Origin of the sequence: Streptococcus sp. GS001 (assembly GCF_021595565.1) — a bacterium.
In the GTDB taxonomy this organism is placed as follows: domain Bacteria; phylum Bacillota; class Bacilli; order Lactobacillales; family Streptococcaceae; genus Streptococcus; species Streptococcus xiaochunlingii.
Map to the genome: position 1 here is coordinate 57047 of NZ_JACSYJ010000004.1, position 15464 is coordinate 72510.

The window sequence follows — 15464 nt, forward strand, 5'->3', positions numbered from 1 at the left end:
GAATTTATATAAGATAAGGTAGAATGGAAAGGATGAATTGAAAGGATAACACATGAACTACATTATTACTTTTTTAATCGCCATGATTCCTCTGGTAGAACTTCGTGGAGCCGTTCCCTACGCCATATCTAGTGGAATTCCTCTTTGGCAAGCTCTCCTGATTGGGGTCATTGGCAACATGCTTCCTGTCCCTATTATCTTCTTTTTCGCTCGCCATATCCTGGAATGGGGGAAAGATAAGCCTGTTATCGGGAATTTCTTTACCTGGTGTCTCAACAAAGGCCATCGTGGAGGACAAAAACTAGAAGAAGCTGCAGGGGATAAGGGAATCTTTTGGGCCCTACTCCTATTCGTCGGTATTCCCTTACCAGGAACTGGAGCCTGGACTGGAACCCTCGCCGCCTCTATTCTAGACTGGGACTTCAAACGGAGCGTCCTTGCTGTTATGCTGGGAGTTGTCCTAGCAGGTCTCATCATGGGCTCTCTCTCGCTCCTCTTTGGACTAGATACCTTTGCGCATTAATCACAAAAAGGACTGAAACAGCTGTTTCAGTCCTTTTAGAATATAGACAAACTATTTTTTATAAAAAATAGCTAGATGACTTTATCTTGCAAAAAAGAGGTTTCCATCGAAACCTCTTATTTTTTTATTCTTAGTTGTTAAGAGCTGCTGCCATTGTAGCTGCAACTTCTGCTTCAAAGTCATTTGAAGCTTTTTCAATACCTTCACCAACTTCAAAGCGAACGAATTCAACAACTGAAGCATTTACTGATTCAAGGTAAGCTTCCACTGTCTTGCTGTCATCCATGATGTAAACTTGTGCAAGAAGAGTGTAGGCTTGGTCAACTTTTGTGTTGTCCAAGAAGAAGCGATCCATTTTACCTGGAATGATTTTATCCCAGATTTTTTCTGGTTTACCTTCTGCTGCCAATTCTGCTTTGATATCTTCTTCAGCTTGAGCAACCACTTCGTCAGTCAATTGAGCTTTAGAACCATACTTCAAGTGTGGAAGAGCTGGTTTACCAACCATTGCACGGCTTTCGTTGTCTTGGTCGATCACGTGGTTCAATTGTGCCAACTCATCTTTCACGAATTGCTCATCCAATTCTTTGTATGAAAGAACAGTTGGTTTCATTGCAGCGATGTGCATTGAGACTTGTTTAGCAAGTGCTTCGTCTCCACCTTCGACAACAGAGATAACACCGATACGTCCACCGTTGTGTTGGTAAGCACCGAAGTGTTGTGCATCTGTTTTTTCAAGCAAAGCAAAACGACGGAATGAGATTTTTTCTCCGATTGTAGCAGTTGCAGATACGTATGCTGCTTCAAGAGTTTCACCTGAAGGCATTGTCAAAGCAAGAGCTTCTTCGTTGTTAGCTGGTTTACCTTCAGCGATGACTTTCGCTGTTGCGTTTACCAATTCAACGAATTGAGCGTTTTTCGCAACGAAGTCAGTTTCAGCATTTACTTCAACTACTGCTGCAACGTTACCGTTCACATAAACACCAGTCAAACCTTCAGCGGCAACACGGTCAGCTTTCTTAGCTGCCTTAGCCATACCTTTTTCGCGAAGCAATTCGATTGCTTTTTCGATGTCACCTTCAACCTCAACCAAGGCTTTCTTAGCGTCCATGACACCTGCACCAGATTTTTCACGCAACTCTTTAACAAGTTTAGCTGTAATTTCTGCCATTTTGATTCTCCTATATTTTTTTAAAAATAGGAGAGCCGGGCTAAGCCCCGCCCTCCTAGGTAATTACGATTATGAATTAAGCGTTGTCGCCTTCTACAACTTCAACGATTTCTTCGATTGAATCTGCTTGAGTTTCAGTTGCTGCCAATTCAGCTTCAACTGATGCAACTGCATCTTCACCTTGACGTCCTTCGATAACAGCATCAGCCATTTTCGCAGTGATCAATTTAACAGCGCGGATAGCATCATCGTTAGCTGGGATGATTACATCGATATCGTCTGGGTCAGTGTTTGTGTCGACCATCGCTACAACTGGGATACCCAATTTCTTAGCTTCTTTAACAGCGATTTGCTCTTTGTGTGGGTCAACAACGTACATTACATCTGGGATACGAGGCATATCTTCGATACCACCCAAGAATTTTTCAAGACGAGCGCGTTGTTTGTTAAGAAGTGCAACTTCTTTCTTAGGAAGAACGTCGAAGATTCCTTCTTCTTCCATGCGTTTGATTTCTTTCAAACGAGCGATACGTTTTTGGATTGTTCCCCAGTTAGTAAGGGTTCCACCCAACCAACGGTGGTTGATGTAGTATTGACCTGAACGAACAGCTTCTTCAGCAACAGCTTCAGCAGCTTGTTTCTTAGTACCAACAAACAATACAACTGCGTCGTTTGCAGCAGCATCACGCATAAAGTCATATGCTTGGTCAGCGTATTTTACAGTTTGTTGCAAGTCGATAACGTGGATTCCGTTACGCTCAGTGAAGATGTACTTAGCCATCTTAGGGTTCCAGCGACGAGTTTGGTGACCAAAGTGTACACCAGCCTCAAGAAGTTGTTTCATTGAAATTACTGCCATGAGTAAATTCTCCTTTTTGTTTTTTTCTCCTCTCCCAGACGTCAGCTTGCAACACGACCACAAGGGCAACGGTGCCACAATGGTTCCGGGATGAGTATTTATTGCTTTACGCAACTTTATCAGTATAGCAGATTTAGAAGCTTTTTGCAAGTCATTTGATAGAAATTCCTAGACTTTCCTGCTTTTCTTCAGGGCTCTCCCTCCTTCTTCTCTTTTTTTCTGCACGATTCTCATTCTTTCCCTTTCATAAGCCTTTTGTCCGAAATTTTTTCTTGACCTTATCTGATTTTTAAGATAAAATAGAATATGTTGTGGCGGTATAGCCAAGTGGTAAGGCACGGCTCTGCAAAAGCTTGATCGTCGGTTCAAATCCGTCTACCGCCTTCACAAACAACTATCAATGAGCCCAGCAATGGGCTTTTTTTAATACCATCACTTGATTGGACTGCACCATCGCTCCTTTGCGAGTGATTCTATTCTCCACTCATGAAAGGAAAAGATGATTATGAAAAAAGTTACCCTATATGCTCTCAGCATCCTCTCTTTGGCCATGCTGACTGCTTGCCAACCGGCTGCACCAGAGACTGACCAAAGAAAACCTCTTGTGAGCAGTTCTAAAAAAACCTCTAAAAGCTCTAAGAGCTCTAGAAGCTCATATTCTAAAAAGTCAACCAGCAAAAAGGATTTTTCATCAGGCTTCAATAAGGATGATTCTTATAGCTCTTCAGACTCTAACACGCGCGAGGATCCTAACTATACAATGAGCTTGATGGACCAAGGAGAGTCACTGGAAGCTATCGGGGATATCCCTGAAATGCCAAAATGGGCTGCCTTCAAAGAAATTAAAGTTGAAATCCTCGTTGGTAATGAAGCCCTTGCGCCTACTACAAAAGGTGAAGCGATCAGCAAGTTAGGTCCTACTGATTCCTCTTCTGGTAATGATGGTTACTGGCATGGAGATGGCTCTGCTATCTTGATTGATTTTAATGAAAAAGGTCAAGCCACTAACAAAATTGCCACCTTGCCTAACTCTAAAAAGGTTACGAATCTCAAGGATATTCAACCTGGAATGACGGCTAAAGAAGTCATTGAAAAACACGGCCGTCCAGAAACTGTTTTCGTCTTTGGCTACGCGACTATCTTTACTTGGAAAGGGGAAGACGGGAAAGACTACTCTGTCGGTTTTGACAAAGAAACAGTCTTCCAAGTCTCTGAACCTGCATAAGAAACCCTTCTCAACAAACACAAATCCTCCAAGACCAGCGTCTTGGAGGATTTCTTTGAATCAAAAGGAAGGCCCCTTTTTTCCTCTATTACAATTCTGCAATTTGATTGAGGTTGACTTCTGCCACAGTGTCATTTCCAAACATGGTGATAATCATTTTCACCTTGTTGTTATCGATTTCTGTGATCTTACCAGTGTAATCTGCAAAGGCCCCATCGATAATGCGTACAGTATCTCCCACCTTCACATCAATATTGAAATCTTGAACTGTTTGTCCCATCGAAATCAAGATGTTACGGATTTCGTCTTCCAAAAGTGGAGTTGGTTTTGAACGGTTCCCGTGTGATCCCACAAATCCAGTAACGTTTGGTGTGTTCCGAACGACAAACCAAGCTTCATCGGTCATGACCATTTCTACCAAGACATAGCCAGGGAAGCGATTTTCTTCGATTTCTTTTGTCTTCCCGTTCTTCTCGATTTGCACAGTTTGAGTAGGGATTTCCACACGCAAGATGTTTTCCAACATGTTATATGTTTGTGCGCGTTGAAGAAGGTTTTCCTTCACTTTGTTTTCATATCCTGAGTAGGTCTGTAGGACAAACCAGCCTTTGTCAAAACTATCCATTTTTATTTCCTTTCTTATATACCAAAAGGTGATCGTTTCATCACGATACTAAAAAAAGCCTTCTGGCTCTTGTTTTCCTAGCTCCATTATAACATAAAACCAGAGAAAGCAAAGAAGTTTCTCTTGTTTTTCTTCACCAAGCCAAGAAAAAAGCATCCACATGGGACGCAGATTTGTTTCTTTTTTAGAACATATCGATTAGCTTTAAAATACCTTTAGCCACTACTTGGTCAAACAAATAAATCAAAGCTACAAAAAAAGCGGTGTACTCAATCACTGAGATAAAATTTTTCCATCTTTCCTTGCGATTTGGCCAAGTCGTGTTTTTAAGCAAGACAAAAATATCTTTAAAAAATTTCACAACATTCTCCTATCTGGTTTCTTTATGAATTGTATATTTACTACAATGTTTACAAAACTTATTAACTTCTAGACGTTTTGGTTTTGGCGTCGCACTCAACTTGATTGAGTAGTTGCGTGACCCACAAACCGTACACGCTAGACTTGCTTTTTTTAATGCCATAACGCCTCCATTCACACTATTATAGCAAGTTTTCCACTATTTGACAAGCTCTTCTACTCTAAGGGAGCGCATTTTATTTGGCTTTTCTCTATGATTTGATACAATATAGAGGATAAAGGAGAAATTATGAAAAGCGATCATCTGAAGGAAAGTAAAAACATTGAAGACCGTCGCGGGCAAAGTGGCGGGAGCTACTCATCTGGCCGGTCTGGTGGGAATTTAGGGGGTGGTATTTTACAGATCCTCCTCTCGCCTGGAAGCTTTAAGAGCAAATTAATCTTAATCCTCGTTCTCATCTTTTTGAGCGGGGGAGCTGGATTGAGCGGGCTCTTTGACCAGGGTCAGACCACACAGAACTACAACTCAGGACAAGTCACGCGCCAAAGTAATACCCAGGTGAGTGACGGAGATAGCAAATTCGTCAGTCAAGTCCTTGGAACCACTGAGGATTTCTGGGGGCAAACCTTCCAAAAAGACGGGCGGACCTATCACAAGCCAACCCTGGTTTTTTATACCGGCCAAACTCGTACTGGCTGTGGTGTAGGTCAAGCATCTGCAGGTCCCTTCTATTGTCCGACAGACCAAAAGATCTATTTAGACATCAGCTTCTACAAAGAGTTGACCACCAAATACAAGGCTAGCGGAGATTTTGCCATGGCTTATGTCATCGCTCACGAAGTCGGCCACCATATCCAAAACGAATTGGGGACTCTTCAGAGTTACCAGCAAGCCATCCGAGGGAAAAGCGAGACAGAAAAAAATGCCCTCAATGTCCGTTTGGAACTTCAAGCTGACTACTATGCGGGGATGTGGGCTCGCTACATTGAAGAGCAAGGCCTCATGGAGACAGGAGATATCGAAGAAGCGCTCAACGCTGCACACGCCGTGGGAGATGATACCCTTCAAGAACAAGCCTATGGTTATTCCGTCCCTGATAGCTTCACCCACGGGACGTCTGAACAACGCATGCGCTGGTTCAAACGGGGCTACCAATACGGTGACTTTGAACACGGAGATACCTTCAGCGTCTCCGACGAAGACTTGTAATGAAACTAAAAACAAAAGCCTTTCAGATCATCATCTGAAGGCTTTTTTAGCATCCTATCTACAGTGATCTAAGCTTTATAATGGCTGGGGGTATTCAATAAATATGTTTTCTTTTTTATGGAGTTGTTCAACTCTATCTTGAAACTTTCCGTCGTGAGAAAAGTGCTTGAAACATTACGTTTCAAGCACTCGGAATTATTGAGACCTTAGGCTCAATAATTAGTCATGGAACTTCTTCGAAGTTCGCTGACGTCCGTACTCACCTAAGGAAAGTTTCTAAGAAGACTTTGAATGGAAAGAACCTTCCCATCTTTTGAGCATCTATTTTTTAGAATCCAAACCAACCTTTGAAAGTATCCCAGGCATTTTGTGCTTTTCCAGGAATATCTGCTTCATCGATGGCTTTTTTGGCATCGTCTACGATACCTGCAGCGCGTTCTTTAACAGTATCAAAGAAGCCCTTGTCCTCTTCTGGACTCTCAGTTTCTGTTTCTTGACCGACAGGGGCAATGCCATTTTCCTGGTAAGAATTTTCCTCATTGTCAAAGCTAGTTCCTTCTGTATAAGGAAGGACGCTATTGGCTACATTTCGGAAGATCACTGAGGCTGTCTCTGCACTGGTCCCTGTCAAATAGTGGGTTTCATCCGTCTTAGGGAAACCTAGCCACTGACTAATGACCACATCTGGCGTGTAGCCAATGACCCACTGGTCACCAGAGAGATCTGGGTTGAAGTCTGTTTCAGTCGTTCCTGTTTTACCAGCCATGGTGTAGCCATATGGTGCTGCGTTGACACCCGTTCCGTTGGTAAAGGTTCCCAACATCATATTGGTCATCTTCTTATTGGCTGAGCTACTGAGCACTCGTTTCGATTTTTGACTGTGGCTTTTCACGACCTGACCGCTGGCATTTTCAATCTTGGTAATCAGATGGGCATCATTCATCACTCCATCGTTGGCAAAAGTTCCATAGGCCTGAGCCATTTGAAGAGGGTTGGTCGTCACGCCTGATCCCAGGGCTACTCCGAGAGATTTGTCCACATTGTCCATGTTGAGACCAAATTTTTTACCATAATCAAAGACAGTATTGAGTCCCAACTCATTGGCTGTCGCTACAGCTGGCAGGTTGAGAGATTCTGCCAAGGCTTGGTACATTGGAACGGTCGGACTACCTTGGATGCCACCATAGTTATCAACTGTATAACCGCCGTAGACCTTGGTCGCATTGTCCAATTCTTTATTGGTTGACCAGCCGTTGGCAACAGCTGGACTATAAACGACGAGAGGTTTAATGGTAGAACCAGGACTTCTCGCAGATTGAGTCGCATAGTTGTAGCTTCTGAAGCCAGCACCTTGGTCACTGGCCACGCGTCCGACAATAGCCCGCACTCCTCCAGTCTTAGGATCCAGAGCTACGCTACCAGATTCTGCTCGCGTGCCATCTTCAGCAACTGGGAAGAGATCTACATTGTCGTAGATGACTTGCATGCTGGCTTGGTAATTCTGGTCCATCTCTGTGTAGATCCGGTAACCATTCTTGATGATATCTTCTTCTGTTAGACCATATTCGTTGATAGCCTCGTTGATAACCGCATCGAAATAGGACGGGTAGCGATAATCTTCTGACTTGCCTTCATAGGCATCCACCAGTTGTCCATGAATGTCGACTGCGGCGGATTGATCTGCTGTGGCTTGGTCGATATAACCAGCTGCGACCATATTTTGTAGGACCGTATTGCGACGATTGGTTGCGTTCTCGACTGAATAAAGGGGGTTATAAATTTCTGGCCCCTTGAGCATACCGGCAAGGACAGCTGACTGATCCAGAGTCAACTCACTAGCGGATACACCGAAATACTTCTTAGAAGCATCTTCAATCCCCCAAATCCCATTTCCAAAATAGGCATTGTTGAGGTACATGGTCAAGATTTCTTTCTTACTATACTTTTTGTTAATCTCGAGGGCTAGGAAAAACTCCTTAGCCTTCCGCTCAACCGTCTGATCCTGAGAAAGATAGGCATTTTTTGCCAACTGTTGGGTGATCGTCGATCCCCCACCTGAGCGACCGGCAGTCAAAATCGCCAGGAAGAAACGACCATAGTTAATCCCACTATTTTTGTAGAAACTCCGGTCTTCCGTCGCAACAACCGCATTTTGCAAGTTTTCGCTAATGGCATCTAACTCAACGTAGGTCCCTTTTTGCCCCGTTAGGCTACCTGCTTGGTTCCCATCTTTATCATAGATGATCGTGGTTGCCTTGAGGGCATTTTGCAGATCTGCTACATTGGTCGTCTTGGCTATGTAGAAAAGATAACCTCCGACGACGAGACTAAAGGTCAGGCCAATCAGTAGGAAGATCTTGGTCAAGTGATACTTGCGCCAAAAACGTCTGATCGGATGTTGGGAGCGAGATTTTCTCCGTAACTTGTCCGAGCGGCTATAGGTTGGAGCTTGCTCCTCCCCGTCTGTTGATAACTCAACCTCTTCCGCAATTTTCGTTTGTTTTTTTTCTCGTTGGAAATGACGAATCATTCCCTCCATTAATTCTTTTAATTTGTTCATAGTCCCTATTTTATCACCTTCCTTAAGTCTAGACAAGAAAGACCTTCGCAAGAAAAGACGATTTTTAGCTTTCTTTAAGGTTGCTATCTAGTCCACGCTAGAGCGGGTTTCAGTGCCTTGTTCCTCCTTTTCTCTTCCTCCTTCTCGCCTTTTCTTTCCCCCCGCTTTCTGATACAATAACACTATGCACTATACAATTACGATACCAAGCTCCTTGCCCGCTATGACGGTCAAAGAGGCCCTTGAAGATTACTTTCTCATCCCACGAAAGATTCGTCATTTTTTGCGAACTAAAAAACATGTTCAAGTTAATGGAGAGATCGTCCACTGGCAATCCATGCTTGAGGCTGGAGACCAACTCACCCTCACCTTTGATCCGGAAGATTATGAAGAAAAGGAGCTCCTAGCAGGAGATGCTAGCCTGGTCCAAGCCCTCTATGAAGATGAGCACCTCATCATCGTGAACAAACCGGAAGGCATGAAAACGCACGCCAATCAACCAGATGAAATCGCCCTTCTTAATCATGTCTCCACTTATGTCGGGAAGACCTGTTATGTAGTCCATCGCTTAGACAAGGAAACCAGTGGGACTCTTGTCTTTGCCAAGAATCCTTTTGTTTTACCCGTCCTGAATCGACTGCTAGAAGACAAGAAAATCCAACGAGACTATTGGGCCCTCATCCTAGGTAGCTTACCCAAAAAGCAGTTAGTTTATAAGGACAAATTGGGACGAGATCGCCACGATCGACGCAAACGCATTGTTGATCCTCGAAAGGGCCTCTATGCGGAAACCCATGTGACCAGCTTAAAGACTTTCAAACGCACCAGCTTGGTCAACTGCCAGCTCCAGACAGGCCGTACCCACCAGATCCGCGTCCACCTATCTCACCACGGCCATCCAATCGTAGGGGATCCTCTCTATAATCCCGAAAGAGCTCCTCGTCTCATGCTCCATGCCCACCGCTTGCGACTCACCCACCCCTTTACCTTAGAGAAAATTCAAGTCGAAGCCTTCTCACCAAGTTTTGAGAAAGGATTAAAAGAGCAGACTTCTCCATAGAGACAAGCGACTGAGGCTCCTAATCTATTAGATTACAGAATAATCAAAAAACACAGAATCAAATTGATTCTGTGTTTTTCTGTTATTTCTACATAGGTCCTAGTCCGTCGTTTCTTCACTTGCGACTGGACTGGCTTCTGTTTTTTCTGACTCTGGTGATGGGGTCTGAGCAGTATCTGAAGCTTCTTCCTTATTTAGGCTAGGATCGCTTGTGGCAGGGTTTTGAGGGGCTTGGTCTGCTTTGTCTGCTTCCGCCACTGCTGTCGCTGGAGCCGCTAGCAAATCATCTCGAAGAGCTTGAATCGCCTGTAACAAGGCTTGCTTGTCGCTCTTTGGATCAGCTAGTTGATCAAAGAGGGCTTCTAAGCGTTCAAACTGAGCATCACTGGCTCCTTTTTCGACCAATTGTTGGTGGAGAGCGATCAACTGGTTATAAATCTCTTGATAGAGGGCTACGTCTCCAAGTTTAGGTTCTTCTGTTTTCTTTTGCTTTTGTTGTTCAATCGTTTCACCAACTTCACGCAAAAGAGTTTTCCCAGTTGTCAAAGCCGTGTCAGCATCTGGCTCTTGGCGCACCTGTTCCAAACGTTCTTCAAAAGCAGGACGTTTGCTTTCTTCTACTTGTGGCAAAAGAGTGGAGATTTGATCGAAAAGGGCTGTTAAGAGATTAGAGCGTTGACGAGACTCTGTCTTTTCATCCAGATCACCGTAGACCCCCTTGAGGAAGTCGTAAACAGCTATATTATAGGATGGAGCATCTGCCCCCTTTTGATCCAGAACTGTTTTTTCAATTGGATAGGTTGGAGCATTTTCTTGGGACAGTAGCTGGTCAATCGCTTGTTTAGCTTGGTAAAGCTCCATGAAATGGGCTTTTGAGTCCCAAGCTTCTTCAAAGGCCTGAGCCCGGTAAAGTTTCAAAGCAAGGTCTGCTGCTGTCGCCCGCAATTCCGGTGTTAAGCGCGCATCGCTTAAACTTTGGTAGAAATACTTGAGGTAGTCTACCGAAGTCACACCGGTCCGATCTTGCATCTCCTGAATGGCCTGCAGCAATTTTCCTTCTTGCTCCAATCGTTGACTATCCTTGGCTGTATAGGCTTCCTGCAACTGAGAAACGAGGCTCTCTTTCTTGAGTTGGAAGGCTTCGGTATCTAACAAGCGAACTTGTTCCAACAATTCCTGATAGCGACGGTCCAAGGCTGTTTCTTCTTTTGGTTTGACTTCCTGGGTCGCATGGATATATTCCTTGTCAACTTGCTCAAGACTTGCCAAGTAGCCTGCTGTTGAATTGCTTGGGAAGTTTTTAACAGTTTCTAAGAATTGACCCAAGTTCAACTCAATCCGTCTTTGTTGCAGAGGGTCTGAAGCGTATAAAGTCCGACTTTCTGCTAAGAGTTGGTTGACTTTGTCCTCTACAGCTTTCTGATCCAAGTCACCTTTCTGGTAAGCTGCTTGGATGGTCGGTAGACGGTGAGCCAAGTAGTCCGTCAAGCCTGCTGAGCGCACCTTGATATAGTGGTTATGGTCCCCATGCGGAATGACAAACTGACCATTCTCGATTTGCATCGTATATGGGGAAATACCAGAGCGAAGCGCTGTTGCATAGAGCTCATTGATAAAGTCTAGCTCAGGATTTCCTGTTTCAAGTGGAATCCGGACATGTTCCTTCCGAACTGCATAAGGGTGGATATGGGTTGGATCGTATTCTTGGTCTGGATTGTTAAAGACAAAGAAACCATTGGAAATCTTGATAGCTTCCCGAGGGACGCCGTAAGTCTGACTAATGTACTGGATTTTTTCTTCATCCGAAGCATCGCGCGAATAGGTCGCCACATCATCTGTCAGTGGTCGGCCCTTGTCCTCTTCCTTCTTACCAGCTAGCACTGCCTCTGCAGCTGCGATTTCTTGAGGTGAGAGATCCTTCTTGTAGAAGTAATGGGCATGGTCCCCGTGAGCGACCATATAGCCCTCGTCATCCTTGCTGATGACCTGATCTGCATGGAAACCATGATCATGTTCGCCTTCATGATGATGATCATGATCGGCTTCATGTTCCTCATGGTCATGCTTGTGATGAGGATCCTCCTTCTCGTGGTCTTGGTCATGATCAACTGGTTTTGTGTCTGGGCTTGAAGGTTGAGTTGGCTTTTCTTCTGTCGCTACAGTCCCAGTTTGAGACCGGAGGACTTGATACTGGCGTGCCAATTCCCGCTCTAAAGGCGAAAGCACACTATAAGGGATAAAATGGAAGTGATCCCCATGCGGATACACCACTCCTTGCTCTGTCCATTTGGTGATTTTGCTTGGATCAAAGACAGAACCATCCGACTCAACATGGCGCTCTGAAAGCGGGGTATGCTGCAACTCTTTCTGTAGGATTTCCAGACTTCGCCCTTCTGTCGTCACTGTTGGATGGGGAAGAGGAGTGGAGAGCGCTGGAGTGACAGGTGCTGGAATCGGTTGATTCGGATTAACCGGTGCAGTCAACTGGATAGAAGGGGGCAATACAGGTTTTACCTCATTCCCCCCCCCTCTACCATTTAAGATAGATAAAGCAGCCGCTAATTCTCCAGCTGATAAGGCGCTCTTCGGAATAAAGTGGTAATGGCCACCATGAGGCACGATGAAGCCATCCCCGGTATCAGAAATCACATCCCCAGGATGGAAGACATAGCCATCATCTGTCCGGTAGCCACCTTGACTTGGCTTGGCACCTGCTGTTAGACTGGCTACTGTTTTCCCTTCACGTAAGGCCTGACTTGGCTGGCTGAAATCACGAGTTTGCCCAGATTTTTGGGCATTCTCTTTCGAAGCTGAAACCAGCTCTCCTTTTTTCTGTTGGGCAATTTCCTCCACTGAACGGACATTCAGCGTATGTTGCGGATCAGTTAGATAAAGGTAGTAGGTCCCATCCTTCTTGATAATATAGCCATCTCGTACCTGTGTGACAATGTCTGATTGTTTCAGTTGGTAAGTAGGGTCCCGTAAAATCAACTCCTCACTAAAAATCGCATCGTAAGGGACCTTGCCATTGTAGTAATGGAAATGATCTCCATGGGAAGTCACAAAGCCCTCGTCAGTAATCTTAACCACAATCTGCTCTGCCTGGGTCTTTTCCTTCGAGTTGACGGATTCAATGCTCTCTTCCTGTTTGTTTGATTTGCTAGCTGACTTTTTCTTGTCTCCTTGTAAATACTGCACCTGATTCTGACTCTTTTTGTCTTCCTTGACTGGTGCTTGCTGACTTAAGGCATAGGCACATAAACCCAGACCTAATGTTGCTACTAATCCAATTGTTCCTTTTTTCTTCATTCTTTCTACTTACTCCTGTAATTCTTTCGCTAGACTAGCCATATTTTCTTCTAGGTTCTCCAAGAAATCTTTGTTATTTTCTGGATCTGCTTCGAGAGGATCCAAAACCTTCACTTTTGCTCCTGTCGCCTTGGCAATGCTATCGGCCACCTTGGACGAGGTATGCTTCTCAACAAAGATGGTTTGAACTTGATAGTCCTTGACAAACTGCTGAATCTCAGCCAATTGACGGGCTGTTGGTTCCTGCTCAGGCGAGATCCCTGCGATTCCTAATTGTTTCAAGCCAAAGCGCTTGGCTAGATAAGAGAAGGCTGTATGCTGGGTTACGAAGGTCTTTTGTGTCGCTTTTTCAAAGAGAGGCTGGTATTTAGCCACCAAAGCCTCACAGCGTTTTTCAAGCTTTTGGGCATTGGCCTCATAATAACTTCTATTTTCTGGATCGATGTCTCCCAACTCTTTGGCGATGATCTTCCCTTCTTCGGCAATTTTCAGTGGATCCATCCAGGTATGAGGGTCATACAAGTGTTTAGCATCCTTCCCTTCCGTATCCTCGATGTCTTCTAAGCCAGCGACCTTATCCAATTCCATTCCTTTGCTGGCTTCGATGACCCGCAGTTTCGAGTCTTGCAAGCTAGGATCTAGACGTCCAGCCCAAGATTCGAGTGTTTGAGAATGGTAGACGAAGACATCCGCATCATATATCTGGGCTGTCTCCTTGGCCGAAGGTTCGTAATCATGAATCCCAGCGCCAGACTGAACCATCCAGACCTCGTTGCGATCGCCTGAAATTTCCTTAACTAGAGAATAGACAGGATAAAAACTCGTCACAATTTTGAGACCCTTTTTAGTTGAGCCAGCTCCCGAACTTCTCTGGCTTCCACAAGCTACTAGCAACAAGAGACAGATGAATCCAATTCCTAAGGCTCTTAGTTTCCTCCCCAACATGTATAAATCCTTTCTTTTTCTTAATTGGTTTATTAAACAGTTAATTAACTAGTTAATGATAACGCTAATTTTTTAGTTTGTCAAGGATTTTTTGTATTTTTTATCACACAAAAAAGAGGCCCCTAGGTGCCTCTTCTATACTCTCGATTAGTTAGACAAGATTAATCAAGCCTTGCGCTTATTTTTTCTTCTTTTTAAGGAGATAAGCTCCACCGCTTGTAGTACAAAGGCTAATACCAAGCTAATCAAGGAGATGGGGATACCAGTACTTAGCACTCTTGTCAAGTCCGCAAAGAATACAAAAAACCAGCCCTCTTTCAGAGCTGGTTATCTTTCTATTATAGAAAAGTACTTAGGCAAAAATGCCGAGATACTTGCTTGTTATCTATAACGTGGTGTAGCAAAGCCTCGGATATTCCCGTGTCCGATACGGTAAACATTGCGTTTTACGGTTCCAACATAACCGGAATTTCCTTCAATTGTATGAATCAGTCCATTTTCAACGTATTCAACAATTCCAATATGATCCGCAAATCCATTATTCGGTTGAGAGTCTTGGTCCCAGTTAAAGGTAATGATATCACCTGACTTCGGTGTAGAAGCCCCATTCTCATTCCAAATACCTAGATGTTTAAAGATTTGGATATGGCGTTCCACCCCACACTCACGACCAATCAAATGACTAAGCCCTTCGCGTTGGAAGACAGTTGTGACAAACACATCGCACCAATCATCTGTATTTTTCACAGGATAACCTACTGGCAACGGATGAACACTATTGTAATCTCTGACCAATTTAAGGTGCTCTGGAGATCCAGTCTCAACGCCAATCAAGCTTGATGCCGCCTTTAGAACTCGACCTAACTGACCATCTGCATCTTTTGCAGAAATATGCTTCAGATAGAGCTGATTTCTAGTTACAAAGTTCCGGTTCTCTACCTGCACCGTCGTGCCACCAACACCAACCTGACTACCATCACCCTGGATATAGTACAAATGGACATGGTAAGTACCTGTCGAAAACTTATGGTCAGAAGCCTTCACGCTTACCTTGTAAGTCCCATCGGATTGACGAGTCGCTTCATACCAAGTCAAATCATCCTGACCATTTACCTCAGACCAAGTTGGTACTTGAACAGTACGTACACCTTTAGGACTATAGACATTACTGATAATGACATCGAAAGTGCCATTATCCTTGTTATTATTTTGAATCGTAATCGTAGCAGTCGGAGTTGATTTCTGAACTTCTACAACAGTCTCTGTAACATAACGGCGCTTGTTTTCTTGATCAATATAATGAACGTGAACTTGGTACTGTCCAACTGAGTTCTTGTGGTCACTTGCCTTAATCGTTGCTCGATAGGAACCGTCAGCTTGACGAGTGGCCTTATGCCAGATTAAATCATCCTGACCTCCTGCTACACTCCATGATGGAATTAAAACTTCTTTCAAGCCAGTCGGTGATACTACATTACGAACTACTGCGTCAAAGGTGCCTGTACTTGAGTTGTTGTTCTCAATCGAAAGCATCCCTTGCGGCTTAGATTGACGAACTTCTACAACAGTCTCTGTAACATAACGGCGCTTATTTTCTTGATCAATATAATGAACGTG

At 44.2% G+C, this 15464-nt stretch carries 12 protein-coding genes, 1 tRNA gene and 1 pseudogene; 5 read left to right on the top strand and 9 right to left on the bottom strand.

Features of this window, described 5'->3' with window-relative positions:
* The first annotated feature begins 52 nt into the window (after positions 1–52).
* Positions 53–523: a COG2426 family protein gene (locus H8S88_RS08005; protein ID WP_125335073.1), complete on the top strand. Its 471-nt coding sequence runs from the start codon at positions 53–55 to the stop codon at positions 521–523.
* A gap of 130 nt (positions 524–653) precedes the next feature.
* Here H8S88_RS08005 and tsf read toward each other — a convergent pair whose 3' ends face one another.
* Complete coding sequence (gene tsf / locus H8S88_RS08010) at positions 654–1694, bottom strand: translation elongation factor Ts (protein WP_061564469.1); 1041 nt, start codon at positions 1692–1694, stop codon at positions 654–656.
* 76 nt (positions 1695–1770) lie between these two features.
* Positions 1771–2553, bottom strand: a complete 783-nt coding sequence (gene rpsB / locus H8S88_RS08015) for a 30S ribosomal protein S2 (RefSeq protein ID WP_042507486.1) — start codon at positions 2551–2553, stop codon at positions 1771–1773.
* Positions 2554–2866: 313 nt separating this feature from the next.
* Between rpsB and H8S88_RS08020 the strand changes: the two genes are divergently transcribed.
* Positions 2867–2937: transfer RNA gene (locus H8S88_RS08020), tRNA-Cys, on the top strand.
* Between the two features lie 121 nt (positions 2938–3058).
* Positions 3059–3778: a hypothetical protein gene (locus H8S88_RS08025; protein ID WP_236128235.1), complete on the top strand. Its 720-nt coding sequence runs from the start codon at positions 3059–3061 to the stop codon at positions 3776–3778.
* An 88-nt stretch (positions 3779–3866) separates the two neighbouring features.
* Here the strand turns inward: H8S88_RS08025 and nusG are convergent, their stop codons facing one another.
* The 3 genes from nusG to rpmG form a co-directional block, all read right to left on the bottom strand.
* Positions 3867–4403, bottom strand: coding sequence for a transcription termination/antitermination protein NusG (nusG, locus tag H8S88_RS08030; RefSeq protein ID WP_006595435.1), 537 nt, complete (start codon positions 4401–4403; stop codon positions 3867–3869).
* 184 nt (positions 4404–4587) lie between these two features.
* Entirely contained in the window at positions 4588–4764 is a 177-nt protein-coding gene (gene secE / locus H8S88_RS08035; RefSeq protein ID WP_006595434.1) for a preprotein translocase subunit SecE, read from the bottom strand.
* Between the two features lie 9 nt (positions 4765–4773).
* Complete coding sequence (gene rpmG, locus H8S88_RS08040; RefSeq protein ID WP_006595433.1) at positions 4774–4926, bottom strand: 50S ribosomal protein L33; 153 nt, start codon at positions 4924–4926, stop codon at positions 4774–4776.
* A 126-nt stretch (positions 4927–5052) separates the two neighbouring features.
* On the opposite strand from rpmG, the gene ypfJ reads away from it, so the two are divergent.
* Entirely contained in the window at positions 5053–5973 is a 921-nt protein-coding gene (ypfJ, locus tag H8S88_RS08045; protein WP_125329277.1) for a KPN_02809 family neutral zinc metallopeptidase, read from the top strand.
* A 328-nt stretch (positions 5974–6301) separates the two neighbouring features.
* Here the strand turns inward: ypfJ and pbp2a are convergent, their stop codons facing one another.
* The gene (pbp2a, locus tag H8S88_RS08050; protein ID WP_048689084.1) at positions 6302–8533 is read right to left on the bottom strand and encodes a penicillin-binding protein PBP2A; all 2232 of its coding nucleotides are present in this window, start codon (positions 8531–8533) and stop codon (positions 6302–6304) included.
* 184 nt (positions 8534–8717) lie between these two features.
* Between pbp2a and H8S88_RS08055 the strand changes: the two genes are divergently transcribed.
* Positions 8718–9593 carry an RluA family pseudouridine synthase gene (locus H8S88_RS08055; RefSeq protein ID WP_236128236.1) on the top strand — a complete coding sequence of 292 codons (876 nt, stop codon included), beginning with the start codon at positions 8718–8720 and terminating at the stop codon, positions 9591–9593.
* Positions 9594–10502: 909 nt separating this feature from the next.
* Here the strand turns inward: H8S88_RS08055 and H8S88_RS08060 are convergent.
* The 3 genes and pseudogenes from H8S88_RS08060 to H8S88_RS08070 all read right to left on the bottom strand — a co-directional run.
* Positions 10503–12902 (bottom strand): annotated as a pseudogene (locus H8S88_RS08060) (pneumococcal-type histidine triad protein); the annotation flags it as partial.
* A gap of 9 nt (positions 12903–12911) precedes the next feature.
* Complete coding sequence (locus H8S88_RS08065) at positions 12912–13847, bottom strand: metal ABC transporter solute-binding protein, Zn/Mn family (RefSeq protein ID WP_048689092.1); 936 nt, start codon at positions 13845–13847, stop codon at positions 12912–12914.
* 381 nt (positions 13848–14228) lie between these two features.
* The coding region (locus tag H8S88_RS08070) for a GBS Bsp-like repeat-containing protein (protein WP_236128238.1) at positions 14229–15464 on the bottom strand (1236 nt) is incomplete at its 5' end.